Source organism: Halobacillus sp. B23F22_5, assembly GCF_043497085.1.
Lineage (GTDB): Bacteria > Bacillota > Bacilli > Bacillales > Halobacillaceae > Thalassobacillus.
Window position 1 is genome coordinate 35,396 of the sequence record NZ_JBIEKI010000020.1, and the last position, 24,765, is coordinate 60,160.

Annotated in this window: 21 protein-coding genes; 11 read left to right on the forward strand and 10 right to left on the reverse strand. The window is 44.2% G+C overall.

Going from position 1 to position 24,765, the window contains the following annotated elements; genetic code table 11:
• Window positions 1-34: 34 nt before the first annotated feature.
• Both scpC and ACGTN9_RS18560 read right to left on the reverse strand, forming a co-directional pair.
• A complete protein-coding gene (gene scpC, locus ACGTN9_RS18555) occupies window positions 35-1,552 on the reverse strand; it encodes a succinyl-CoA:acetate CoA-transferase ScpC (protein WP_499595696.1) in 1,518 nt (505 codons plus the stop codon).
• A gap of 127 nt (window positions 1,553-1,679) precedes the next feature.
• A complete protein-coding gene (locus ACGTN9_RS18560; RefSeq protein WP_499595699.1) occupies window positions 1,680-2,330 on the reverse strand; it encodes a LytTR family DNA-binding domain-containing protein in 651 nt (216 codons plus the stop codon).
• A gap of 230 nt (window positions 2,331-2,560) precedes the next feature.
• On the opposite strand from ACGTN9_RS18560, the gene ACGTN9_RS18565 reads away from it, so the two are divergent.
• From ACGTN9_RS18565 to ACGTN9_RS18585, 5 genes are all read left to right on the forward strand, one after another.
• Window positions 2,561-4,054, forward strand: coding sequence for a potassium/proton antiporter (locus tag ACGTN9_RS18565; protein ID WP_499595703.1), 1,494 nt, complete (start codon window positions 2,561-2,563; stop codon window positions 4,052-4,054).
• Window positions 4,055-4,319: 265 nt separating this feature from the next.
• Complete coding sequence (locus ACGTN9_RS18570) at window positions 4,320-5,162, forward strand: deoxyribonuclease IV (protein WP_499595705.1); 843 nt, start codon at window positions 4,320-4,322, stop codon at window positions 5,160-5,162.
• Between the two features lie 241 nt (window positions 5,163-5,403).
• A complete protein-coding gene (locus ACGTN9_RS18575) occupies window positions 5,404-6,681 on the forward strand; it encodes an MFS transporter (protein WP_499595708.1) in 1,278 nt (425 codons plus the stop codon).
• Window positions 6,635-7,252 carry a TetR/AcrR family transcriptional regulator gene (locus ACGTN9_RS18580; protein WP_499595711.1) on the forward strand — a complete coding sequence of 206 codons (618 nt, stop codon included), beginning with the start codon at window positions 6,635-6,637 and terminating at the stop codon, window positions 7,250-7,252. Before ACGTN9_RS18575 ends, ACGTN9_RS18580 begins: the two co-directional genes overlap by 47 nt.
• A gap of 240 nt (window positions 7,253-7,492) precedes the next feature.
• Window positions 7,493-8,029, forward strand: a complete 537-nt coding sequence (locus tag ACGTN9_RS18585) for a hemerythrin domain-containing protein (RefSeq protein WP_499595713.1) — start codon at window positions 7,493-7,495, stop codon at window positions 8,027-8,029.
• 132 nt (window positions 8,030-8,161) lie between these two features.
• Here the strand turns inward: ACGTN9_RS18585 and ACGTN9_RS18590 are convergent, their stop codons facing one another.
• From ACGTN9_RS18590 to ACGTN9_RS18600, 3 genes are all read right to left on the reverse strand, one after another.
• On the reverse strand, window positions 8,162-9,166 hold the full coding sequence (locus ACGTN9_RS18590; protein WP_499595717.1) for an NAD-dependent epimerase: 1,005 nt from the start codon (window positions 9,164-9,166) through the stop codon (window positions 8,162-8,164).
• 72 nt (window positions 9,167-9,238) lie between these two features.
• Window positions 9,239-10,291, reverse strand: a complete 1,053-nt coding sequence (locus ACGTN9_RS18595; RefSeq protein WP_499595720.1) for a glucose-1-phosphate thymidylyltransferase — start codon at window positions 10,289-10,291, stop codon at window positions 9,239-9,241.
• Between the two features lie 22 nt (window positions 10,292-10,313).
• Window positions 10,314-11,606, reverse strand: coding sequence for a UDP-glucose dehydrogenase family protein (locus ACGTN9_RS18600; RefSeq protein WP_499595723.1), 1,293 nt, complete (start codon window positions 11,604-11,606; stop codon window positions 10,314-10,316).
• 209 nt (window positions 11,607-11,815) lie between these two features.
• Here ACGTN9_RS18600 and ACGTN9_RS18605 point away from each other — a divergent pair, with 209 nt between their 5' ends.
• A complete protein-coding gene (locus tag ACGTN9_RS18605; protein ID WP_499595726.1) occupies window positions 11,816-12,940 on the forward strand; it encodes a CotS family spore coat protein in 1,125 nt (374 codons plus the stop codon).
• Window positions 12,937-14,430, forward strand: coding sequence for a glycosyltransferase family 4 protein (locus ACGTN9_RS18610; RefSeq protein WP_499595729.1), 1,494 nt, complete (start codon window positions 12,937-12,939; stop codon window positions 14,428-14,430). Before ACGTN9_RS18605 ends, ACGTN9_RS18610 begins: the two co-directional genes overlap by 4 nt.
• Before the next feature lie 41 nt (window positions 14,431-14,471).
• On the opposite strand, the gene ACGTN9_RS18615 is transcribed toward ACGTN9_RS18610, so the two are convergent.
• The 3 genes from ACGTN9_RS18615 to ACGTN9_RS18625 form a co-directional block, all read right to left on the reverse strand.
• Complete coding sequence (locus tag ACGTN9_RS18615; RefSeq protein ID WP_499595731.1) at window positions 14,472-15,422, reverse strand: alpha/beta hydrolase; 951 nt, start codon at window positions 15,420-15,422, stop codon at window positions 14,472-14,474.
• Window positions 15,423-16,148: 726 nt separating this feature from the next.
• Entirely contained in the window at window positions 16,149-16,520 is a 372-nt protein-coding gene (locus ACGTN9_RS18620; protein ID WP_499595734.1) for a hypothetical protein, read from the reverse strand.
• A 5-nt stretch (window positions 16,521-16,525) separates the two neighbouring features.
• Window positions 16,526-17,719, reverse strand: a complete 1,194-nt coding sequence (locus ACGTN9_RS18625) for a ParM/StbA family protein (RefSeq protein WP_499595737.1) — start codon at window positions 17,717-17,719, stop codon at window positions 16,526-16,528.
• 192 nt (window positions 17,720-17,911) lie between these two features.
• Between ACGTN9_RS18625 and ACGTN9_RS18630 the strand changes: the two genes are divergently transcribed.
• The 3 genes from ACGTN9_RS18630 to ACGTN9_RS18640 all read left to right on the forward strand — a co-directional run bounded on the left by ACGTN9_RS18630 (window position 17,912) and on the right by ACGTN9_RS18640 (window position 21,000).
• Window positions 17,912-18,709, forward strand: a complete 798-nt coding sequence (locus tag ACGTN9_RS18630) for a CsxC family protein (protein ID WP_499595740.1) — start codon at window positions 17,912-17,914, stop codon at window positions 18,707-18,709.
• 321 nt (window positions 18,710-19,030) lie between these two features.
• A complete protein-coding gene (locus ACGTN9_RS18635) occupies window positions 19,031-19,750 on the forward strand; it encodes a CsxC family protein (protein WP_499595743.1) in 720 nt (239 codons plus the stop codon).
• Between the two features lie 152 nt (window positions 19,751-19,902).
• On the forward strand, window positions 19,903-21,000 hold the full coding sequence (locus ACGTN9_RS18640; protein ID WP_499595746.1) for a hypothetical protein: 1,098 nt from the start codon (window positions 19,903-19,905) through the stop codon (window positions 20,998-21,000).
• 41 nt (window positions 21,001-21,041) lie between these two features.
• On the opposite strand, the gene ACGTN9_RS18645 is transcribed toward ACGTN9_RS18640, so the two are convergent.
• Complete coding sequence (locus tag ACGTN9_RS18645; protein WP_499595749.1) at window positions 21,042-21,866, reverse strand: CsxC family protein; 825 nt, start codon at window positions 21,864-21,866, stop codon at window positions 21,042-21,044.
• Between the two features lie 541 nt (window positions 21,867-22,407).
• Window positions 22,408-23,469, reverse strand: a complete 1,062-nt coding sequence (gene mnmH / locus ACGTN9_RS18650; protein ID WP_499595751.1) for a tRNA 2-selenouridine(34) synthase MnmH — start codon at window positions 23,467-23,469, stop codon at window positions 22,408-22,410.
• 130 nt (window positions 23,470-23,599) lie between these two features.
• Here mnmH and ACGTN9_RS18655 point away from each other — a divergent pair, with 130 nt between their 5' ends.
• Entirely contained in the window at window positions 23,600-24,763 is a 1,164-nt protein-coding gene (locus ACGTN9_RS18655) for a DEAD/DEAH box helicase (protein WP_499595754.1), read from the forward strand.
• The last annotated feature ends 2 nt before the right edge of the window (window positions 24,764-24,765 follow it).

Sequence of the window (24,765 nt, forward strand, 5' to 3'; positions counted from 1 at the left end):
AATATCTGGAGGACCTGGGGTGTAGAGTTTATCATTAGGAATGTTGCAGAGCGGCTGCTTTCATAGTGCCGGTTTCCTTGAAGCGGGTATGCCATTCAAATGCTTTTTCCAGCACATGCGGCGTCTGGCCGCCTTTTTCCCATGCTTCTTCATAATAAGCATATAGCTGATCACGGTACATAGGGTGCGCGCAGTTTTCGATGATCACTGGCACGCGTTCCTTCGGTGCCAGGCCACGCAGGTCCGCGTAACCTTGCTCGGTCACAATGACATCGACATCGTGTTCGGTATGATCGACATGAGAAACGAATGGTACGACGCTTGAAATGTCGCCATTTTTTGCAATTGATTTCGTGACAAAAATAGCAAGCCGTGAATTCCGCGTGAAGTCACCGGATCCGCCAATGCCATTCATCATCTTGGTGCCCAGCACATGCGTAGAGTTGATGTTGCCATAAATATCGACTTCAAGCGGCGTATTGATCGAAATCAGACCTAACCTGCGGATGATTTCCGGGTGATTGGAGATTTCCTGTGGACGCAATAGCAGCAGATCACGATAGCGATCGATATTACCGTAAACTTCTTCGAGTTTGGATTCAGAAAGGGTAATCGAGCAGCCGGATGCGAACTTGATTTTTCCGGCATCAAGCAAGTCGAACACTGCATCCTGTAATACCTCGGAATAGACTTCCAGGTCTGTGAATTCAGAATCGAGCAGACCATGGAACACGGCATTGGCAACTGAGCCGATTCCGGATTGCAATGGGGCCAGATTCTCTGGAAGCCGACCGATTTCTACTTCTTTTCGTAAAAAGTCAATCAGGTGGTTTGCCATGGTTGCTGTCTCTTCATCCGGGGGCACAATTGTAGATGGGGAGTCCGGCTGATTGGTGATGACGATCCCCTTAATTTTCTCTATATCAACCTGGATGCCGATGGTGCCAATACGGTCGTCGACTTCCGTCAATGGAATCGGCTGGCGTTTGCCTTGCGCTCCTAATTCATAAATGTCATGCAAGCCCTCAAATGCATCGGACTGAGCCAGGTTCAATTCAACAATGACATTTTCTGCTTTCTCCGCAAAAATGGAAGAGTTACCGACAGAAGTGGATGGGATGATCATCCCTTCTTCTGTAATTGATACCGCTTCCACAATAGCGTAATCAATTGGATTTAATACATCCTGACGAATCGCTTCTGCGGTGTGGGACAAATGCTGGTCGACAAACAGCATGTCTCCCTGATTGATTTCGTTTCGCATTGTTTTGTCAGCCTGGAACGGCAGGCGTTTGTGTACAATCCCAGCCTCCGCCATCAGGCGGTCAATATCGGATCCGAGGGAAGCCCCGGTATATACGTTCACTTTTAAATGTTCTTCTTTCGCTTTTTCAACCAATGCAGATGGAACCGCCTTGGCATCACCGGCACGGGTGAAACCACTCAAGCCAAGTGTCATCCCGTTCTCAATCCAGGAAGCGGCTGTTTCCTCAGAAACGATGCGATCTTCCAGTCGTTTATCTCGTAATCGTAGTTCATAAGTTTGTGTCATACCAAAACCTCCATGATGTAATTTTCTTATAATTCTAACGTCTTATCGCGCTTGTCTCTTGGGTTTTGGTATGAAAGGGCTTAAATTTGTACTGAAATAGAAAATTCATGACATAACTAAGAAAAAATCAGAACGAAAGTATCCGCCGGAATTGGCTAGCATAGGTCTGGCTCACCGGAACTTTGGTGCCATCTTTCATAATCAATAGAAAAGTGGAATGAGAATCCGGCTGAATTTCAGCAATATAATTAACATTAATGATATAAGAACGGTGGCAGCGAAGGAAAATCTCCTCAGGCAAATGGAATTCCACTTCGCTCAATGTAAATTTATGAGTACCTGTGCCGCGTTCCGATTGAACCCACGTTTTCCGGTTGTGGGCTTCTAAAAACATGATTTCCTCATATGGAACCGGCATCCAGCGATCCTCCATATGAAGAGTCAGGAACTTGGACAGAAACTTCAATTGCTTCGAAGGTAAGATGGCGGTGACACAGCCCTTTGGATTACCCGAATCGATAATCGGGACCGAGGTACCGAAGTAGGGCGTTCCAAAAACCTTGCCGTTGATGTGGTCGGATGTCTTTTTCCGGACGCTCAGCGCTTTGAATGTGACGGTATTTTCATTGATTTTATCTCCGGGCTTGATTTTCAGGTCAATGTGTTTGCTTGGTTTATAATAGATGAATTGCTGTGAGTCAGAAACAGCAATTGAGGCTTCTTTTGGAAATAATTCCTTGAATGATTCTACCATGGAAGAAACGGAAAAGTAGTCCATCTGGTAACACTCCTTTAATTCGTTCTTTTTCAATTATAAAGACGATTCCACAAAATAGAAAACGTTAACAATTTGAAAATAGTGAAAATGAAGGGGAAAGAGGGCTACAGAACTGATGCAGATACTTTGATTTGAAGCATTTTTTTCGGTATTCTTAAAGTGTGAAACACTTTACATAACCCTCTATAAACCTCGCAATCTATATTCACTAAAGGAGAATCTTACCCTATATGTTTTTTGACGCATTCGGTACTGATGCATTTTTACTTCTTACAGCATTACTCTTATTCAGTGGTGTACTCGTAGCTAAATTTTCCAGCCGCTGGGGTATTCCTTCATTGATCTTATTTATTATGGTCGGGATGCTTTTTGGAAGTGACGGCTTAGGAATCATCTATTTTGACGATGCCAGCACGGCGCAGATCATCGGTGTATTTGCCCTGGTCATCATTTTGTTTGAAGGTGGTCTGCACACGAAGTGGGCGACTGTCCGCTCTGTCGCAGTGCCATCACTATCCCTGGCAACCCTTGGTGTGCTGCTTACATCGCTCATCATCGGATTTTCTGCCTACCTGATTTTCAATTTGACTATCCTTGAGGGCATGCTGCTTGGTGCAATTGTCGGTTCGACTGATGCCGCTGCCGTCTTTGCTGCCTTGAAGGAAAGGAATATCAAAGCAAAAATGGGAGCGACGCTCGAAGCAGAATCAGGAACCAACGATCCCATGGCTGTATTTCTTACTTTATCTCTGATTGAAATGCTAACCGTTCAAGACCTCTCGGTTTGGATGATGGTTCCGAAGTTCTTTATCCAAATGGGGACGGGGCTGCTGTTTGGAATTATTCTAGGAAAACTGGCTTCATTTTCCATTAACTGGATCAAGCTTGATTCGAGCGCCCTTTATCCGATTTTTTCCGTCGCATTTGCTCTCGTTACCTACAGTGTGACGGCATTCCTTGGGGGGAGCGGCTTCCTGGCGGTGTATGTCGCCGCGCTTGTAGTTGGCAATAGCGAACTCACTTACCGTTATTCCATTTTTCAATTCAATGAAGGATTCGCCTGGATGGCCCAGATTCTCATGTTCATTATTTTGGGGCTGCTTGTTTTCCCAGGACAGGTATTTACTTCAGCAATCATGCTTAACGGTTTATTGTTATCTGCCTTACTGATTCTGGTCGCCCGGCCTATTGCTGTGTTTTTGTCGCTTATAAAAATGGGTTATACCGTAAAAGAAAAATTATTTATTTCCTGGGCAGGACTTCGCGGGGCAGTTCCTATCGTGCTCGCCACATTTCCGATCGTTAACGGTGTTGAAAACAGTCAGGTGATGTTCAATATCGTGTTCTTCATCGTATTGACTTCTGCGCTGGTGCAGGGTTCGACCATTTCCCTCGTAGCGAAGAAGCTGCACCTGGTCGGTCCGAAAAAAGATGTGCCGCACCATTCCATCGAGCTGATTTCCATGGGGAAAGCTTCTGCAGAAATGATCCAGTACCAGGTGAGTCCCCAATCAGCGGTAGTTGGGCAAAAGCTTCGTGACGTCGAGTTTCCAAACCGGGCAAATATTAGTGCAATCATCCGTGACAACCAGGTAATTACCCCCTATGGGGAAACAGAAATCAAAGCCGGGGATTTCCTTTACATTCTTGTTGAGGCCAAGTATAAAGAACAACTGAAAAGCGTTTTAGAACAGCAGCGTCCAGAGCGGAAAGCTTCAGAATAGATAGGTGGCTGAAAAGTATAATATAGGGGCTTTTACTGGGACTTTGCGGAGTCAGTAATGGCAGATTACTAGACAAAAACCCTTATTTACTAGACCACCATGAGTTCTAACTAATCCTCTGACTATATGAAGCACCCATTTTTCTTATGGGTGTTTTTTATTGTCGTGCACTGTGAAAATTGGTCAGGCAAGTTTCAAATCACATGTCTGCTGCTCTTTAGGGTACCATAATAGGAAAATGCGTTTCGTCGAAGGGTGATAGATGATGAAGTTCGGCAGCCATGTTTCCATCCGGGAAGGTTATTTGGGAGCGGCAAAGCAGGCAGCGGCAATGAGTGCGGCTGCTTTTCAGTATTTCCCGAAAAACCCACGCAGTCTTTCCGTCAAAGCATTCAACCAGGAAGATGCCAGAGTCTGCAGAGAATTTTGTATAGAAAAAGGAATTGTCTCTGTATCCCACACCCCTTATCCAACCAGCCTGACTCCTGCAAATGATGAAAAGCGCAAGCAGGTGGTGGAGTCCTTGCTGAATGATCTCGAAATCACAGATGCCTGCGGGTCGGTCGGGGTTGTTGTCCATTTCGGAAAGCGTAGCGATGATGGCGACCCGCTCGTCAGTTACCAGTTAATGATTGCTGTCCTCAATGACGTTCTTTCCCAATGGGACGGAGGATGTAAAATATTGCTCGAAAATAACGCCGGAAAGCCGGGTTCCATGGGGACAACCTTGGAGGAGCTCGTCCAGGTCCGGACTCTTTGTGACCAGCCAGAAAAAATCGGGTTCTGCCTCGATACCTGTCATGCGTTTGCCAGCGGACTTTGGAACGGCGACAACTGGAATGAAGTATTAAATAAAGGACTGGAGCTTGATTATTTCAACTATCTGGAAGTCATTCATTTCAATAATTCCAAATATGATACCGGCTCAGGAAAAGACCGTCATGCTAATATTTTAGGAGAAGATGGTTACATAACAGCGGAACAGTTCGACCAACTGATTACAACACCCCTGGTGGCTGACATTCCGTTCATTTTAGAAACACCGAAAGAGACTCCGACACATGAAGCGGAACTCAAACAACTGCAGAGGAAGTGGGGAACAGAATAATAAATGGAAGCGCATGGCTTAAGTCATGCGTTTTTTGTGAGAAAAAATGAGCTTATATGCGCTACTTCCCCCTTATGAGAGACATTTCTAGAGAAGGATCGTCCCGCCCTTTATACCCTCATTATCCCCTCTAAATAGGGGATGGTAATTTTTTTCGAAAAAACAGTTGCAAAACGACACTAGTGTCGATATAATAAAATTAACTTAACCGACACTGATGTCGTTTTAAAGAGGGGCTGGGATGAGAGTGAAAAATGGATTGCTGAAAAACAGAGGGTATCTTACGTTGATGGCAGCACAGGCGATTTCGAGTATTGGTGACTGGCTTAGTATCGTTGCGGTAATTACGATGGTAGGGTTGAAATGGAATGCCTCCCCGATGCAGGTATCCCTGATCATACTGTGTCTGGCCATACCGATGGCGCTGCTTGGACCTTTAGCAGGGACGGTGGCCGACAGGTTAAGCAGGAAAACATTGATGATTGCATCCGACCTGGTACGTGCCGGTCTGATTCTTGTGCTTGCGGCAGCTGACACCATCTGGATCGTCTATGCAAGCTTGTTTACGATTGGTGTGTTTTCGGCTGTGTTCATCCCAGCTAAGAACGGTAAGTTGAAAGAGCTGGTCGAACAGGAAGATATGAAAAGTGCGATGTCGATCACATCGATGATTGATTCTATGACGAAGGTGATTGGGCCGTTGTTAAGCGGTGTGTTAGTCACCGCCTTCGGGGCAAAGATCGTATTTTTCATCGACTCCGGAACCTTCCTTGTTTCAGCCGCACTGATTATGATGCTGCCAAAAGCAGTTGTTGTAGTTATAGAGGAAGATGATGATGACAAGATGAAACCTTCTTTCAAAGAAGAATTTAAAGTGGGGATTACTTTCATCAAGTCGAACACGTATATGCTGGTGGGGATGTTTTTCTTAGGTTTCAGCCTGTTAATTCTCCAATTATCTGATTCCCAAATCATTGTGCTGCTCCGTGAGCTGACCACTGCTTCCCCTGATCTGTTTGGCTATATTGTCACGGCGTCTGGGCTCGGTATGTTTTTTGCCGGGATGCTGCTGGCGAAAAATACTGATTATCAAGCCTTCCCTTTGATGATGGCCGGTGTTTGCGGGATTGGAATAAGCTTTGGTATGATGGCTGTATTCACTTACCTGGATACAGGATTTTCGGTCGTATGGGCTCCGGTATTGGGGTTGATGGCAGGTTTCGCAGCAAGCCTGGTGTTCGTGCCATTCCAGGCGACTGTCCAGGTCGACACTCCGGTTCACATGACGGGCAGAGTGTTTGGCGTCATCAATAGTGTCACAACCACGTCCACCATCATCGGTCCGTTACTTGGCGGGTGGCTGTCCACAGTCATCGGAGTCATCCCGACATTTATCATCACCGCTTCACTATTAGTCGCGGTTTCATTTGTCGGACTGATCTTTAAAGGGAACATAGAACGGGGGAATTTAAATGTCGCCGAAAGTGAGCAAGGAACACCTAGAGCAACGACGAGCTAATATTCTTGAAGCTGCAAAAAGAGTTTTCATCAAACATGGCTACGAACGGACGACGATGAAGCATGTCATGGAAGAAGCGGAAGTCAGCAGGGGAGGGTTGTATCAGTATTTCTCCAATAAAGAAGATTTGTATGAGACGATTTTAAAAGAAAGATTATCTCAAATTACAGACGAAACGGAGGATTTGCTTACAGGTGAAATATCCTCTTACTGGGATTTGCTGCTGCTGCGGGTATTTGGAGAGGATCGGGAACCAGATGACAAGATGGATCCGATGGCCCCAAGCAACCTGGAATTTTTCATTACCGGTAGAAATGATGAGCGTCGCCGTAAGTATGGCCAGGAGCGCTATCAAAATGGGCTGAAAGTCTATGCGGATGTCATCAAAGCAGGACAGGAAAGCGGAGAATTCAGCGACAAATATGACAGTGAAATCCTGGCCCGGGCAATCATCACCTATATTGACGGGTTGGCGCTTGATCACGCTATCCTTCCCGAAAAGGACGTCCGACTGAAGGAACAGTCCGCCATGCTGCTTGAGTTTTTAAAAATGGCTTTGGCCATAGAATAGTTTTTTAAAAAGAAACTTCATACGAATGAAAAAAGGGAGCTCCAATTCGGAGCTTTTTTATTATGTCAATATGCACCTGATGAGTAGGTGAGTTCATAGCTGTGACTGTAAATCTCGACTGAATTGCCGAGAAGGTCTTGGGAAAATCATGAATTTATCATATTAGTGATGCGTATCACATACACCTTGCTTAAATTCCGGTAGGATAGGCATAGAGTCATAGAAAAAGGAGTGGCCGATATGAGTCATGAATGTGCAGGTATACAAGTAGAAAGCGGAACTGAACTTAGTGCGCCGTTACAGCATTTGAAAGATGAACATCCCATCCTGCTTGGCATGATGGATGAATTGGAAGACCTGGCCGAGCAGCTGAAGGCAGTTGGGGATGCTCACTCTAATTTATTGAGGCTTCGGGAAGAAGTAGTTTTATTCATGGAAGAGCTTCTCCCACATTCAGAAAAAGAGGAAGGATTCCTGTTTCCAATGCTCGGTAACTATATCGGAAAAGAAACAGGACCGATCGTTGTGATGGAATATGAACATGAAATGGCGAAAGAGAATTTCGATGCTTATTTAAAAGGAACATTCGACCTTGATGAAACCGTCACTATTAAAGAGGCGGAAAAGTTGTACAATCGGGTCATTGAAGGATGCAGCATTTTGATATCTCACTTCCATAAAGAAGAAAATGTCCTGTTCCCAATGGCTGAAAATATTCTAACAGATGTAGACAAAGCGGAGCTTGCGAAGCATTATAAAGTTACTTACAAACATTGATAAGGTAATCAGGCTGGCAGGAAAGCATCGCCAGCCTGTTTTTTTCTGGTACATATATCAAGGAGTAACGAACGTAACTACAGGTGATTAACCAGTATCAACGACAAGAAACCTCCTTTACGGTTAAGGAGGTTATGAGATCTCGTAATAATCTTTATACCAATCGATGAACTTGCCGACACCTTCTTCCACTGAAGTGTCCGGTTGATAACCGGTATCTTTGATCAGGTCATCGACATCTGCGTAAGTGGCAGGCACATCTCCCTTTTGCAGGGGCATCAGCTTCTTATTTGCTTGGATGCCAAGTTTATCCTCAATAGCTGAAATGAAATCGGTGAGCTTGACTGGTTTATTGTTGCCGATGTTGTAGATTTTATATGGTGCATGACTTATACCGGGTTGTAAGGAAGTTCCTATTAAATCTGGGGACGGGGTTGGTTTTTTATCAAGCAGACGGATGATGCCTTCGACGACATCATCAATATAGGTGAAGTCCCTTTGCATATTACCATGATTATATACTTCGATCGGTTTTCCTTCTAAGATCGCTTTTGTGAATCGGAACAAGGCCATATCAGGACGCCCCCACGGTCCATAGACTGTGAAGAAACGAAGTCCCGTGGTAGGCAGCCCATAAAGATGGCTGTAAGTGTGGGCCATCAGTTCATTCGCTTTTTTGGTAGCTGCATATAAGCTGACAGGATGGTCGACAGGATCTTCTACTGAAAAGGGCATTTTCCTGTTTGCACCGTAAACCGAACTGGAGGACGCATAGATCAGATGATCGATTTGGTGGTGCCTGCATGCTTCCAGTATATTGATGAAACCGACGACATTCGAGTTAATATAAGCATGGGGATTCTCCAGGCTATATCTGACGCCGGCCTGAGCGGCAAGGTCGATGACAATCGATGGTTCATATTTTACGAAAACAGCATTAATTTTTTCTTTGTCTGCCCGGTCGATTTCTTCAAAATAGAAATGATCGTCCGCTAATAACTGTAATCGGTCTTTTTTTAGCTTCACACTGTAATAGTCATTGAGGTTATCAATGCCGATGACCTTGTGTCCCATGCTGAGCAGTCGTTTTGTTAAATGAAAACCGATGAACCCTGCTGCTCCAGTAACTACTATCATTCTCTCACCTCCTCATTCCCCGCCATGATGGTAATCCCCTGGAGGTGTTACGATCCAGGGGTGGTTAGTGGGTTAATTCGATTTATCTTTATCCTTAAGCTCACTTGACAGAGTCAATTTGGATTCGTCTCCAAACACACCACGGATGGTATCTGTCATCTTGTCGTTTCCAACCAGTTCTGTCCGTTCACCAAAGATACTGCTGGTAATTTCATACGGTATATTTTCCAAACAGGATCCCCGCAGGATGATACTGTTTTTTATCATGCATTTTTTTATAGTGGTATCCGCTTCAACGGAGACATAGGGGCCAATGACGGAATCAATGATTTCACAGTTTTGCCCTATTTCTACTGGAGGGATAATGATAGAATTTGTAGAAATATAAGAATAATCCTTCTTGCTATCGGCATATTGCTTCAGCATCCATTGGTTGGCTTCAAGCCAACGATCGACGGTTCCGACATCAAATGTCGGTTTTTTCGCTTTTATAAAATGGATATCGTTACCGTGATCGATCATCCATTGGATCGCATCCGTAATTTCATATTCTCCTCTTGCAGACGGGGGAATGGCATGAATGGCTTTGAAGATTTCGCTGGAAAAAATATAAGCCCCAATAATAGCCAGATTTGATTTGGGTTCTGCCGGCTTTTCTTCCACATTTATGATTTTTTGATTTTGTATTTCAGCTATCCCGTAGTCTTGCGGGGTACTTACTTCTGCAACCATCACCGTACCTTGTGCGGATGATTGCATGAATGATTCCTGCAGCAAAGTCAGTGGATCATTGATCAGATTATCACCTAACAATAAAACGAATGAGTCCGAATCGAGAAATTCCTCAGCTTGAGCAACGGCATGAGCAATTCCTTTTTGTTCCTGTTGATAGATATAATGAAAGCGAAGGTCCTGCTTGGTGAATGGCTGCAAACTCTCCTTAAAAAAGTCCTCCTGGTCCGGCTGTATGACTAAGCCGATATCCCGTATACCGAGATGATAGAGTTGCTCTATCCCGTAGCTTATTACCGGTCGATTGCACACGGGTAATAACGGTTTTGGTTTGGTATAAGATAATGGCCTTAATCTCGTTCCATTTCCTGCAGTCAGTATTAAACCTTTCATCGTTACTCCTTTCCGAAAATCATTAAGGGTAGCCAATCCCTTCATAATGAAAATTCAATGATTGTATTTGTTCAGCTTTTAACATATTTCTGCCGTCAAAAATCAAAGGCTGACGTACGATCTCCCGTATTTTTGCCCAATCAAGTTCAGCGTATTGTGGCCAGTTTGTACAAATTACAACAGCATCAGTTCCAGCAACAGTCCGATAAGGATCTCCGTATTGCTTCACACATTTATCCAGCCAGTCTTTAGAAAGGTGGACCACCGGATCATGAACAGCTACTCCCGCCTCTTCATCGAGCAATTGACGGATAATGGGAAAAGCGACAGATTCCCGCGTGTCGTCTGTGTGAGGCTTAAATGCGAGACCAAGTACAGCTACTCGCTTTCCTTTCAGTGTTGTTAAACTGTTTTTCAATTTATCTAACAGATAGCGGGGCTGCGCATGATTGATCGACTCGACTTCCTTTAATATTCTGAGGGGATTGTGATTGGCATCGGCTGTCCACAACAGTTCCTTGACGTCTTTAGGAAAACATGACCCGCCATACCCTAAACCAGCTTCTAAAAAGTGGGGCCCAATCCGCTCATCCAATCCTATTCCTTTTGATACATCGTGAATATCAACGCCTAAGGTATCGCACAATTTCGCCATTTCATTAATGAATGATATTTTAGTAGCTAAGAAAGCATTGGAGGCATATTTGATCATTTCTGCTGCCTTTGGTGTCGTAGTTAACATGGGACAACTCCAACTCTGATAGATTTTACGGAGCGTTTCCGCCGCCTCCTCACAATGACTTCCTATGACAATACGGTCTGGATAGAGCGCATCCTGCAGCGCACTGCCTTCTCTTAAAAATTCCGGATTCATGACCACTTTCCCAGTTGAATCACCTTGATTTTCCGAAGCTATCCATTGCTTCACTTTTTCTGTCGTTCCAATAGGGACCGTACTTTTCACTACGATTAATTTTTCTTTATTCATAAAACTCCCGATCATGCGGGCTGCTTGTTTAATATAGGTCAAGTCAGCATTGCCATTATCATGGGAGGGTGTACCAACGGCTATGAAAAGGGTGTCGCTATTTTCGACAGCTTTTCTGGCATTCGTGGTAAAGCTGATGCGTCGGTTTTTGATCTGTTGTTGTAACATCTCTTCAAGTCCTGGCTCGTAAAAATATAGTTCTCCTTTACTTAATGCGTCTATCTTTTTTTTATCAATATCCAGCCCGGTGACATTATGTCCGGCGTTGGCCAGCACGACCCCCATGGTAGTTCCGACATAGCCTTGGCCAATAACTGAAATTCTCATAAAGCTATCTCCTCGTTTATTCAAGTCGTACGATTACTATATTGATAATTTCGGTATTCGGAAACGGCTAATAACCGGTCCATAGAAAGAAGGCATACCACACAGGTACGCCTTCTCTATTTTTTGGCCTATTTCAATGGTTAGTAAGTAACGTATCTATACCTATTTTATAGCTGGGAATAAGATAGCAGTATTACGGAGGTGAAATGATGAAAGCACAATTAATCGGACCATGGGTGGAAGATAAAGCAGAATTAAATGTGGAAGAGAATGCACAAGGCTCTCTGTATGTTCCAGCGTATATTGAGGAAATCGGACAGCAAGTATTGAAATATTATGACTTCCGCCAGGTTCAAAGTATGACAGTAATGGCGACGAAGCCTCTGAAAGGCGGCGCCATATGGAAAATAGAAACCGATAAGGGCCCGTTCAGTCTGAAGCTCCTGCACCGCAGGCCAACGCAAAGCAAATTCAGTTTAGGGGCCCAGGAATATCTGGTTAAGGAAAAACAGGCAAAAGTTCCAGCGATCATCAAAACAAAGAACGGGGAAAATTACGTTGAAATGGGAGGGAAGCTTTGGTTCGTAGCAGAATGGGTAGAAACGTTACGGCCGCTTCCCGACGATTTAGAGGGCACGAAAAGGCTCTGTTCAACTTTAGGGACATTTCATAAACTCTCCAAAGGCTATATCCCCCCTGAAGATGCAGAAACAGTATCGCGGCTTCACCGTTGGCCAAGGACCTATGAGCGAATTGACAAGAAAATGGACTGGTTCAGGGATATTGCCAATGTCTATAAGGAAATGCCGGCAAGCGCTACCATCTTATCTGTCCTAGACATGTTCCAGCAACAAGCCCGTGAGGCACAGACGCGGCTCGAGAACTCCTGCTATCCGGATATCCTTGCCCGGGGCACGGAAGACGCATGCCTTGTCCACCAGGACTATGGCTGGTCGAACGCTCAATTGGCTGATGATGGCATGTGGGTCATTGACCTGGATGGCGTTTCTTATGATATCGTCATTCGTGATTTGCGAAAATTGATCATCGATCGTATGCATGCGATTGGACGATGGGATATTGACTGGATCCGTGAAATGATCCGGGCTTATCATCAAGCCAACCCGATCACAGATGAAGTATTTGATATGTTGATGATCGACTTATCTCTGCCCAATCAATTTTATAAAACGATCAAATATATCGTCTATTCTCCAACGACATTCATGACAGAAGCACTGGATCAGGAATTGCAATTTTTAGTGGAACTGGATAAACAGAAATGGCCGGTATTAGACCAACTGGAGAAAGAAAGGAGGACTCTCATTAAATGAATATTTTAATCATTTGTACAGAAAAATTACCCGTACCGCCTGTCCGGGGCGGCGCCATTCAAACGTATATTGCCGGAGCGCTTCCCGCATTGAAGCAAAAGCATCAAATCACTGTGCTGGGAAGGAATGATGAGGAACTTCCTGATGACGAAATACAGGATGGTGTTCGTTATGTGCGGGTGGAAGGTGGCTTACTGGAGGTTTATCGTGAACATGTTATTCAATTTTTACAATCCTCATCTGAAAAATACGATCTGATTCATATTTTCAACCGACCGCGGTTAGTGAGTGCCGTGCGCGAACTGGCTCCAGATTCGAAAATCGTGTTGAGCATGCATAATGATATGTTCAAACCAGAAAAAATCGATCCGGAAGAAGGAGCTGCTGCTGTAAGAAAAGTCGATAAAATCATTACCATCAGCAATTATATTGGGGACACTATTAAAGGCTTCTTCCCTGAGGCAGCACCTAAACTGCAGACGATATATTCCGGGGTGGACCTGGATCGTTTCCTTCCTTCTTATTCACCAGAAGCCGGGAAGTTAAGAAACAGAATACGAAAAGAAAATAACCTTACTTCTAAAAAGGTGATATTATTTGCAGGCAGATTATCTCCTAATAAAGGAATCGATGTACTGATCCGTGCGATTCCCGATTTAGCCAAGAAGCATAAAGATATTGCCCTGGTCATCATGGGAAGCAAATGGTTCAGCGACAACTCGGTCACGGACTATATCGCTTATGTCCGGGCACTGGCGGAACGGCTCCCGATCCCGGTCATCCAGACAGGATTCGTCTCTCCCGATAAAATACATGAGTGGTTTGTCGCTTCTGATGTATTTGTATGTACATCACAATGGCAGGAACCATTGGCTCGTGTCCATTATGAAGCAATGGCAGCTGCTCTGCCGATCGTAACCACGAATCGGGGAGGAAATACAGAAGTAATCGAACCTTATAAAAATGGTATTGTGGTAGAAAATCCCACAGACACAGGAGAGTTCGTCGAACATTTATCCTATCTGCTTTCTAATCCGAAAAATAGCAGAGAGATGGGGAAATACGGACGTTCCTTAGCGGAAAAACATTATACCTGGAACAGGGTTGTGAATGACATTGCTGCTGTGTGGGATGAAATTGAAAAATTTGAGGGTCAGCCATACGAAGTTCCAACTTCCACTGAAGAAAAGACCATGGTAGAGCAAAATGAGCGGGCTGATTTGAGCGATGAAGTGAACGAGGTAAATACGGACCACAGTCTTTCTAAGGACATATCCGATAATGGATATGAGAAAGAGCGGAAGCACTTGAAAGAATGGCTGGGGGAGGAAAGGCCAGAAGTTGCCCCGGTCAAATCTCCAGTCGAGCAAAGAAGCAAAAAGAAAAAAACGAAACCAACACCTTACCATTCCTTCGATTCTTTTATGGATTATAGAGAAGAACGTCGTAGAGAAAAGAGAGAACAAAAAAAGTCTAAGCGAAAACGTTAATGTGTTCACTTGGAAAATGACACGGCCTCGAAGCAGTCGTGTCATTTTTCCTGTAAAAATTGAATGATGAAGGAAAAAGTTAATTCCCTGATAGCAGCTGCCTCGTTGAATAGCGCATGCTGGCCGTTATCAATCTGGACCATTTTGAGGCAGGGGAACTTTTTCTCCAAAAACTTCAAATTATATTTCCATTGTACAGTATCATCGCAATTCCCCTGGATGACATAGGTTTTTGTTTTTGCCGGTGGCAATTTATGGATAGTTTTATTCCAACGCAGCAAGGCTCCTATCCATTCTATAGGTATCGCGTCTGTCTGCAGCGGATCGATCTTTCGGAGGTCCAAATAATACTGATTGGAAGAATTGACACGGTACTTCCGTTTTACTTGTTGTATGAAAGGAATAATTTTGGCCATGTAATAGCCGATAATGGTGCCATACCAGTAGCTGGACCGGACGAGTGGTGCTGCCAGGATCACTTTATCAAACACATGATTTTGATGTTTTAATACATAATTGATCGCGATAGCCCCACCGGTACTGTGGCCAATCACATAAAACGGACCATTCATGTTTCTATTCGCCATTTCCATCAATTTTTCCAAGGAGTCGACGTAGTCGGAGAAATGCTGTACAGCGGCAGCTTTTCCTGCCGACAGCCCGTGACCTTCAAGGTCGTAGCTGATTACCGTATACCCATGTTTATTCAAAAATTGTATGATATGTTTCAAGTGTCCGACATGATCCAGATAGCCGTGAAGCAGAAAGACGGTTCCTTTGCTTTCTTTTGGTGCGAACATTTGCACGATTGTATTGGTTCCGTTGGTTTCCACTTTTCCGAAATGGAAAGAGACGTTAGTGATGTTCAGGCCATAGTAATTTAAATAGGTATGGATGTCCTGATTCATTTCGACCGGAGTTTCAAAGTCGAATCTTTTCTCCCACTGCGATAAGCGCTGTAATACTTCTTCTATTTTTTTGGATTCAGCCATGATCGGTACTCCTTATTATTGGTTTCTGTAAAATCTCCTTGTCGATTTTACAGTTAAGCTCCCTTCCCAGAACCCCGAGTTTCAAGTGATTGGAGTCCGTTACCATGAGAGAAATGGGATGGGCTGGGAAACGACTCGCTTTCCTGTGGGGGGGTCTGGCAAGCTTCCTCGGGCTGCGCCCTGTGGGATCTCGCCTAGTCCCTTCTCCCACGGGAGTCTCGACGTTTCCCTGCCCACCCAGCCAGTTTTGTAATAAACGGACCCTTCAAAAAAGATAGAAGGTTCAACTAAAACTTCATCTTGAAGGATCTATAAAGGAGGAGAAGTCTTCTTATTATTATCATGGGATGTTTTCCACAAATATGATTTCAAGATCTTTTTACGGCAAGGTACGGAGGGGAACGGCGAGACTCCTCAAAAATGCTACGCATTTTCTTCGTGCGTGGGTTAAGTCAGGATGAAAATTCAAAGTCCTGCGGGATGAAAATGACAGGTGAGACCCCGGAAGACGAAGTCTGAGGAGGCTCAGCGCATGCCCGCGGAAAGGGAGTCGTTCCCCTCCGTACCGTTTTTCAGATACACATCTTGGAATCGAGTGTTCAGATTTAAATGAGCTGAGTATTTTACTATGTAGGGTTTGCATAAGTGGTAGATACAAACCAGAAAAAGATGATTCCGTTTTATGACGAAATCATCTTTTATGATAGCCGATATGAAGAAAAGATGCTAACCACCGAAAGCTTCCAGTACATCATCCACTTCCCGCAGGTCCAGTTCTTTTTGGCGAGCCGACAAGACATGCTGGATGCTGCGTGGCTCTGGCTTCGTAGTGTAACCGGATTGCAGCATCGCTTTGATGCTTGCTAATTCCTTTAAGATGTCGCTGTCACCATTCTTTTTCGTTCCAGAAGAAGAAAAATAATGATCCAGCGCCGAGAAAACTAAATGCACGAGTGTGCTGTTATGCGCGTGATAGGCGAGTTGCTCCTTTATTTCTTCAGAAATGGCGTAAGAATCACCGGTTTTGATGTCGATGTATTCATCGGGAAGCGTGATCGCCACCCGATTGACATAATCGGTATAGGTTTTATCAGGCATGATCATCACCCTTCAGTGGTCACATAATCAAGTGCTTCTTCCTGGTGCTGCTTTTTCATTTCATTCATCTGTGCCAGGATGAGGAGGCCGATGACATTCAGTTTTTCCAGGTCCTCCGGAAATGACAACTCAATCGGACGTCCTTTTTCCCTCCATTTGACGGCCGCTTCAAGGATTTGCTTTTGAGCAAGTTTAGCGGCTCCGCCGACAGCAATATACCGGGCTGCTCCTTTAATTTCATTCGAGCTGTTACGAACCCGGTCGAAAAGCTCGAGGTATTTGATTGCCATCGATTTCAACTGAGGAATGACGTATTTGCTGATGTCTTTTTTTACTCCGGCGAATGGTTCGACATACCATTCCGACTGTCCTGCATAAAGCTTTTCTTCCAGTTCTGCTCTGGAATCAAATTTATACAGCTCATTTTTGCTTACCTTTTGAATAATGATATCCAGGAATGGATTGATGCCGAACGGTTCTCCTTCAATCGATGCTACGGGTTTATTATTTTTTATTCCAACGAAGTCAACCGAATCCCCGCCCAAGTCGCCAATGATGACGCCTTTTTCAGAGTCTTTGACAAGCGAATCATCTTTGATGGTCAAATCGTCGATGTGACGTGTCATTCCAAGGTAGGCACAAGCACCCTCGGCACCGACAATGACATCTTTAATGTTGATTTTTACGGCTACTTCTTTCGGTTCATCGATTCCAGGAACTTTATGGAAAATGATGGTATGGGTCCCAACCAGACATTCTCTCAGTGGCTGTTTCTTTTGCTTGAATTGGGTAGTAGGTAAAGACACGGCCAGCTGGTCGATATCATAGGTGATTTCTGTTTCTTCCGGGTTTGCCAGTAAAGCATGATAGGCAGCAATACCGAACAGAAGGATGTACGTACGATCTTCATCTACTTTCTGGTTATTGAAAGAAGTCAAGCTGACATTCCTCTGGCGCGTAGCAGCCTTTCCGGCGTAGTAGATTTCCCGCTTATTCACGATAGCCTGGCTTTTGACTTCCACGATTAAATTTTCATCGAGTATTACATCTTCTTCGTCGTATGGCAGCTCATAAAATTCTTCATCGAATAATGCAATGGCGTTCGGCATCTGATATTCACTGATGACGCCATTATCGGATGCCAGCACTTTATACCAGCTGTTACCAATATCAACCGCCAGAAAACTTTGTCTATCCATTCTATCTACCTCCTCATTCTGAATTCTATGCAACCATAGGGTGGGCGTGTGCCTGTATTAATTTATATATAAGACCAGACACACTTGTTCGGCCTGTATAAATTCCACGTATATACTGTCTCATTCATCTATGCCGCATTTCATTCTCTGCATAGAATAAAGTGTACCTTAAATATAAAGGAGGAAATATAAATGAAGAAAGACAAAAACTGTGTAGATGTAAACATGTCTGCATCAGTGGAGCAATGTACGAATACGGATGTTGATCCTGTCGTTAGTCCAGCATCTACAGGCTTAATAGCAAGACTTCCTGTTACGCTGGCAGAATTGAATATCAATACGAGCACTTCTGCCAACATTTGCTTCCCGGAACCAGTACTCGAGATCAAAGATATCAAGAAAAGAGTGAAAATCATTCAATGTAAGCTGCTTCTTCCAGGAGCAGGAGAAGAGCCATTCGAAGCTGGTGATTATCAATTATTTATCAGAGGTTTCGTTCGTAAAAATATTCAGTACGCATCACCGACGCTGGATGCCTCAGGAAACTGTGTATCCTCGAAGATGCGTTCCCACACGGTGGATTTGCCTTTTGAATGTGTAACGACTGTCGCGGCAGACAGCTTCATTACGCCACCGCAGCTTCCTGTTTATAACACACGCAACGAATTTGACTTTTTCCGTGCCCAGGATTTAGGTCCAGGTCACCCGGAAAAAGATCAGCTATTGTCCAGTGACTTGTCCCAGTACCATCAGGACAGCACGCAGTTCTACAATCAGTTCCCTTATTGTGAAATCATCTCCAGCAACATGACACAGTACGATGAAGCAATCGATCGTATGCCATTGCCTGGAAACGACGTACCATTTGAAGAAGGATACTTCCACAATATGGTCGAGAAGATGTTCTTACAATTCACGATCAAGGTTCTGCAGAATCAACAAGTCCGTATCGAGTCTTTAGGGCCAGAAACAGGCGCTGCAGGCTGCTAATCAAAGTGGAATAAGCATTATTCCCTCTCTGGGGGATAATGCTTTTTTTATTCATTTGTTTTCAGAAACCAAACAATTGCTTTTCGCATCGCCTGAATATGGAGAAATCATCGACACTCTATAGCCCTATATTCTTATAATGTAGCCTATTCCAGACCTTTGATTAGGTGCAAGTCCCTGTATGAACAATAAAATATTTTTTTTAAAAAAGGGTTGCGCCTTGCTGTCATGCCATAATTTTTTCAATCCTGAACATTTGGTCATACACATAGGCAAAACAACTACATATGATGAATCAACTTGAAACAGGGAGGCCATCCAATGTCTGAACATCATGATCATTGTGAAAAACCTAAACATCGTCACCCGGAGATTTGCATCGGTAAAATCGTCACAAAAGTACCAGTAGTGCTAGCCGAACTTAACATCCAGGTAGACATGAATGCGGAAATTACATTTCCAGAACCGGTACTTGAAATTAAAGATGTCAAGAAACGAGTGAAAATAACCCAATGCCGTCTGTTGCTGCCTAGCGATAAATTATTTATTAAAGGGTTTGTCCGTAAAAATATCCAATATGCGAGCCCAAGTCCGGAAATTGAAGAAAACACCGCTGAGTCTATTGCGTCAGACCTTCATTCTTTCACGGTAGATATTCCGTTTGAAACGGTCACCGAAATAGAGAAGTACATTACGAAACCAGTAAGGCCAAAAGTCAATAACAGAGAAGAGTTTGACTTCTTTGTTTCCCAGCCGCTGCCATCGGGTTACCCGGAAAAAGATGAGGTATTGACCAGTGATCTGTCTCAATATCACCAGGAAAGCAGCCAGTTCTATAATCAGTTGCCTTACTGTGAATTGGTTGCAAGTAAAATCATTGAATGGGATGAAGCCGTCAATCGGATGCCACTACCAAACGCTTCCCCGATTGCAGAGGGATATTTCACCGAATTAGAAGAAAAAATGGTCTTGGATATTACGATCAAGGTACTGCAGGAACAACAGTTACGGGTATCATCGACGACCAATGATGGTTGCTGATAACAGATAATTGACAGGAGGGGTTATACTGACAAACTAGTATAATCCCTTCTTTATCATCGAAGATTTGGCTTTTGAAGCCATCTATTTCTAGACTCCGATAAGATTGGAGGTGCCAGAAAGGATACAAACGAAGTATTCTTTCCTTAGTTATGAATGATTATAAACCAATAATGTGGGGATTCAGAGATCGGGATCGTCAGTTTCATTCCAAAAACGATATGAAAGAAAGCAGCAGTTTATATACAGAGGAAAAGGAATCTTCCAGTTTCCGTGCTGCCTCAGGGCCATTGATCTTTCATCCTCCCAAGGTAAAAGACCGTCAAGTCATGCAGAATGATTCGTCCGAGAAAGAACAGGAAGGTTTGATTGTGGAGCATAAAGATGAGAAAGACACAAATTGGGATGAGTTAAGGCTTGCGATTGCAGCTGAAGAATCACCGGAAGCAGCATGGGAAAGCAAAGAAGAACAGGAAAAAGAAGAAGAGGATGATATAGATGAATTCTACTTTTCCGGTGATGAATCTGAAGAGGAATGGGAAAGTAGTGAAAACATGGAAGCCTGCATGGATGACCACCTCCTGGCCTGGCTGGAACCAGTTCCTGAGGCTAAGTGTGAGCAGCAGGAATCGCTAGGGAGTTACCCTTACAGCAGGAGAGAAGAGGAGTACGAGGAAAGTGAAAAGCGGATCGTTCATTCTTTTACTCCCGGAGGTTCTTGTAGAAGACACGCTCAGACTGAAGTTAAGCTTCCGGTATGCTTAGCTACTGTAGATGTGGATTTTCAGCTTTTCCGTACGATTGACCTTCCTCTTTCGGTGATGCAATTGAATCAAGTCGAGTGGAAGATCAGTACCATCAAAGGAAAAGTGGTCCTGCCTTCCAATACCGTATTCCTTAAACTTACACTTACTGCCACCCTTGAAGTGGTCTGTGATGACCGTTTACAGCAGTTGAAAATCGATGTACCGGTTGAACGGACACTACAAGCTGATTGGAAGCATGAACCGGTCGTGCCATTCAGTGACTCAGCAGAGTATATGTTCCAGGACAGAGATGGGGATGGCATTACTCTTCACCGTGAAAGCTTCCATAAGTTTGCGGAAGAGGTACAGTTTGACCTGTATGACTTCCATTTGGTGTCCCATGATGAGATCGTATCAAAAGTGTCTGCTACTTGTTTAATGGTGAAAGGAGACGGACTTGTAACCATCGATTTATTACAGCCACAATATGTAATATTGGCTTAAAAAAAGACGCCCCCTAAGGAGACGTCTTTTATAAAGCTATATTACTTTCTGACATTATTGATGCGTTCGTTGATACGATCCATCATAGTTTGTTCTTTATGATCCATTGCTTCATTATGACTCATTTCATCACCATATGAACCAGAACTGCTGCTTGATGACTCGCAATCGTCCTTTGGATGGTAACCACGTGATGAACGTCTTTGCTGTGTTTGCAACAGTTTGAACCATAAGTTGATATCCATCTTCTCAGTGATTCTGCTGAAACGGCCAAAACGGTCGTGATCTTTATACAGATCTAATTCGAAAATATCAGCATATAATAGTTTGCATTCAATTGGCTCATTAAAGAACTCATACGTGAATGAGCCGTTTCTGCAACGGTCAGCTCCATGGTTATGCTTATCGAGATAACGGTATTCAGCCGTCAGTGAACTCTTTTGGCTCGCATATTGATCCACATGGTCGAAAACCTCGACTTCATCGCTGCAGGTAAATGGTACATCGACACTGTAATCTTTCAGGTTGCCGCTGCAAGCCTCCACATACTGGATGTTTTTATGCACGACTCCAGTTATGAAGAGTTTGACTTTACCATAATTGTAAGGACTTTTGAAAGCCTCACACTGGGTCAATGAGACATTTTTCTTGATTGCTTTGATTTCTCTTGCTGGTGTTGGTAAATGGACATCTGCCTCAACAGTAGCTTGAAGGTCTACCTCAGATAGAACTACAGGTACATCTAAATCGTAGTAAGGATAATGACCATCTGCATCACAAGCGACACTCCGAGCTTTAACCTTGTCACAAGCCATAGCTGGCGGACAATTCTGCTGGTAATTTGTGCAGTTTGTGTTCCTTTTCATCTTTTCCACTCCTTATTTGGTAATTGCCAAAAGAAGCGTAGAGAATTAAAACATAACTCTCCTTTCTTTCGACTTACTATTATATATGCGTATAGAGGTAAGAAAGGATGGACTAGTGTAGATGGCTATCAGCATAAATTACTCAAAATCAGAAGAAATGAGCATGTAGCCCTGCAAGGTTCATTATTATTAAGGAACTAATTCGCTGTATGTTGTTCGCGCGAAAATTCTTATAAAAAATAAGCCCTCCCATACAGAATGGAGGGCTTATTTGAAAGGAGGGAGTATCCAGTAATTATACTGCCGGATATAGTTGTCGCGTATCCGTGCCGCTTGTCTCGTAAATAGGCAGTTTGTCTAGTAAATGCTCTATAATTCGCATAAATTCCCGCTTTTGTCTTGTAAACGTTCGAAATTGTCTAGAAAACACACAAAATTGTCTAGTATCACATCTACATTGTCTCGTATTCGTCCAGCCTGTCTAGTAAATGGCACGAAAACGATTAGCCCGAGCTCTCCAGCCTGGACCTGCGAAATGGGCTCACCGGGGAAACACTGGATCGCCGGAAGAAAGTTCTTCCGCCAGGCGATCGACATGGTCTTGTACGAGCTCGACAGCTTCCTCCAGCGTTTCAAAAAAGACATCGCGGATCGTGCCATCATTATCCTTGGCTGCATGCTTATATTTTGGATCATAGTAATGGATAAGCAGCTGCTCGGTGACAGTCCGGTAGTCCTGTACTGCCAGCGCCTCATCTATAATTACACGGGCTTCAGCGGCAGTGCGTTTACGAATCACTTCCCACGCTTTTTCAATCGCTTTATGATTCTGTTCCGGCTGGTAGGTGGCAAGAATCGTATCGATACGGACAGGGATGGAAGTATGCACGTGGATACGCGGACCTGCCTGTTTCCCATCGATGATAAATTTAGGGATTTCAATATTGCCGAGCCGTTTGCTTTCGGATTCGATGATATAGTAGTCCGTTACACTGATTTCCTGGAGCCGCTCCCATAGTCGCACATCAAAATCCTTCTGGCTGCGGTCGGGCAAATCCACTCGTCCGAACACGGAGCCGCGATGGGCCGCTAATCCTTCGAGATCAAGGACAGGATAGTTTTTCTCCTCAAGCTGCTCCAAAATTTCCGTTTTTTTGGTGCCTGTCAAACCTTCTAACACGATGAACGTGCGTTGTAGGCTGGCAATGGCCTCGAGGTCTGCCACTACTTTTTTCCGGAAAGAGCGAATGCCGCCTTCCAGTTGAAAGGTTTTCAGCCCCATCACTTCAAGAACTGTGGCCAGCGTCCGGCTTCGCATGCCGCCCCGCCAGCAATAAATGATGATTGGTTTTCCGTTGCTTATTTCTTTGGCGCGCTTATAAAAATCAGGCAATTTTGGCGAAACGAGGGAAATGCCAAGTTCCTTCGCTTCTTCCTTACCGACCTGTTTGTACGTAGTACCGACTGTTACACGTTCTTCATTAGAAAAAATCGGCATGTTGATCGCACCGGGGATATGAAATTCCTCGAACTCTTTAGGCGTACGGACGTCAACCACTGGACAATCCATTTCCAGTGCATCTGTTATGGTCACTCGTTTCATGTATCTCACCTGCTTTATACCTTTATGTGTATGTTCAGTATAACATGCCTGGCTGGAATTTTTCCTTTGGGGCTCAGTTGGGTTAGAATAGGAAGAAGAAAATATCTGTTCAAGGAAAGGAAATCAGGCAATGACCAATCACGAGAATTCGGCCAGCCACTGGCCTGTATTAGAAAAATTACCAGCGTTTCTACAACAAGCATGGGAAAATTCAGCGTTCCGTAAACCTACCGAGATTCAAAAACAGGCGATTCCGCCTATTAGGGAGGGAAAGGACGTACTGGCTGAAGCACCGACAGGAAGCGGTAAGACGCTCGCTTATCTTTTTCCTGTCCTGCAAAAAATCGATCCGGATAAGAAAGCTACCCAGGCTGTGATTCTGGCTTCCTCACGTGAACTCGTCATGCAGATCCATGAAGAAATGCAGTTATGGAATGCAGGGAGCGGGATTTCCAGCGCGACAATGATCGGTGGAGCCAACATGAAACGGCAGCTCGATAAATTGAAAAAACATCCACGCGTCATCATCGGTACACCAGGACGCGTTCATGAACTGATCAAAAAGAAAAAACTGAAAATGCATGAAGTGAAAACGATCGTGCTCGACGAAGGCGACCAGTTGTTAGCCCCGGAGCACAAGGTTACTATGGAAGATATCATCAAAAGTACGTTAGCTGAGCGACAGCTGTTATTATTTTCAGCAACTTTGCCTGAAGCAAGTGAGCTGGAAGCAAAGCGGTTGATGAATGATCCGGAAGTTATCCGTGTCGGCACAGAAAACGAAAAGCCTGCTGTGGAACATGGTTATTTGATTACGGATGCCCGGAAAAAAGTCGATACACTCAAGCGCTTGACTGTTATTGACGCGTTCAAGGGGCTCGTATTTGTGCGGGATATCGGAAACCTGGATGTACTGGCGGAGAAGCTGCGTTTTAAAGGCCTTTCTGTTGGCGTGATCCACGGGGATTCGAAAAAGGAAGACAGGGTCAAAACCTTAAAAGCATTTCGCGAGGGAAAACTGGCACTCTTGCTTGCGACCGATGTCGCGGCCAGGGGACTGGATATCGCTTCACTCAGGTATGTCATCAATTATGACCTTCCGAAAGAGGCAAGCCAATATGTCCATCGTGCCGGCCGGACTGGCAGACTTGGATCCTCCGAAGATGGTACCGTAATTTCCCTCATCACCGGGGACGATATCAAGAAACTCGAGAGAATCAGTAAAGAATTGGATATGGATATTGTAGAAAAGAAAATGTATAAAGGCGAGCTGGTAGATGCGGACGAGTATTGAGG

Bases quoted from the DNA above. Each gene is read 5' to 3' on its own strand.
- scpC (WP_499595696.1), bottom strand. From the start codon at position 1,552: ATGACACAAACTTATGAACTACGATTACGAGATAAACGACTGGAAGAT.
- ACGTN9_RS18560 (WP_499595699.1), bottom strand. From the start codon at position 2,330: ATGGACTACTTTTCCGTTTCTTCCATGGTAGAATCATTCAAGGAATTA.
- ACGTN9_RS18565 (WP_499595703.1), top strand. From the start codon at position 2,561: ATGTTTTTTGACGCATTCGGTACTGATGCATTTTTACTTCTTACAGCA.
- ACGTN9_RS18570 (WP_499595705.1), top strand. From the start codon at position 4,320: ATGAAGTTCGGCAGCCATGTTTCCATCCGGGAAGGTTATTTGGGAGCG.
- ACGTN9_RS18575 (WP_499595708.1), top strand. From the start codon at position 5,404: ATGAGAGTGAAAAATGGATTGCTGAAAAACAGAGGGTATCTTACGTTG.
- ACGTN9_RS18580 (WP_499595711.1), top strand. From the start codon at position 6,635: ATGTCGCCGAAAGTGAGCAAGGAACACCTAGAGCAACGACGAGCTAAT.
- ACGTN9_RS18585 (WP_499595713.1), top strand. From the start codon at position 7,493: ATGAGTCATGAATGTGCAGGTATACAAGTAGAAAGCGGAACTGAACTT.
- ACGTN9_RS18590 (WP_499595717.1), bottom strand. From the start codon at position 9,166: ATGATAGTAGTTACTGGAGCAGCAGGGTTCATCGGTTTTCATTTAACA.
- ACGTN9_RS18595 (WP_499595720.1), bottom strand. From the start codon at position 10,291: ATGAAAGGTTTAATACTGACTGCAGGAAATGGAACGAGATTAAGGCCA.
- ACGTN9_RS18600 (WP_499595723.1), bottom strand. From the start codon at position 11,606: ATGAGAATTTCAGTTATTGGCCAAGGCTATGTCGGAACTACCATGGGG.
- ACGTN9_RS18605 (WP_499595726.1), top strand. From the start codon at position 11,816: ATGAAAGCACAATTAATCGGACCATGGGTGGAAGATAAAGCAGAATTA.
- ACGTN9_RS18610 (WP_499595729.1), top strand. From the start codon at position 12,937: ATGAATATTTTAATCATTTGTACAGAAAAATTACCCGTACCGCCTGTC.
- ACGTN9_RS18615 (WP_499595731.1), bottom strand. From the start codon at position 15,422: ATGGCTGAATCCAAAAAAATAGAAGAAGTATTACAGCGCTTATCGCAG.
- ACGTN9_RS18620 (WP_499595734.1), bottom strand. From the start codon at position 16,520: ATGCCTGATAAAACCTATACCGATTATGTCAATCGGGTGGCGATCACG.
- ACGTN9_RS18625 (WP_499595737.1), bottom strand. From the start codon at position 17,719: ATGGATAGACAAAGTTTTCTGGCGGTTGATATTGGTAACAGCTGGTAT.
- ACGTN9_RS18630 (WP_499595740.1), top strand. From the start codon at position 17,912: ATGAAGAAAGACAAAAACTGTGTAGATGTAAACATGTCTGCATCAGTG.
- ACGTN9_RS18635 (WP_499595743.1), top strand. From the start codon at position 19,031: ATGTCTGAACATCATGATCATTGTGAAAAACCTAAACATCGTCACCCG.
- ACGTN9_RS18640 (WP_499595746.1), top strand. From the start codon at position 19,903: ATGAATGATTATAAACCAATAATGTGGGGATTCAGAGATCGGGATCGT.
- ACGTN9_RS18645 (WP_499595749.1), bottom strand. From the start codon at position 21,866: ATGAAAAGGAACACAAACTGCACAAATTACCAGCAGAATTGTCCGCCA.
- mnmH (WP_499595751.1), bottom strand. From the start codon at position 23,469: ATGAAACGAGTGACCATAACAGATGCACTGGAAATGGATTGTCCAGTG.
- ACGTN9_RS18655 (WP_499595754.1), top strand. From the start codon at position 23,600: ATGACCAATCACGAGAATTCGGCCAGCCACTGGCCTGTATTAGAAAAA.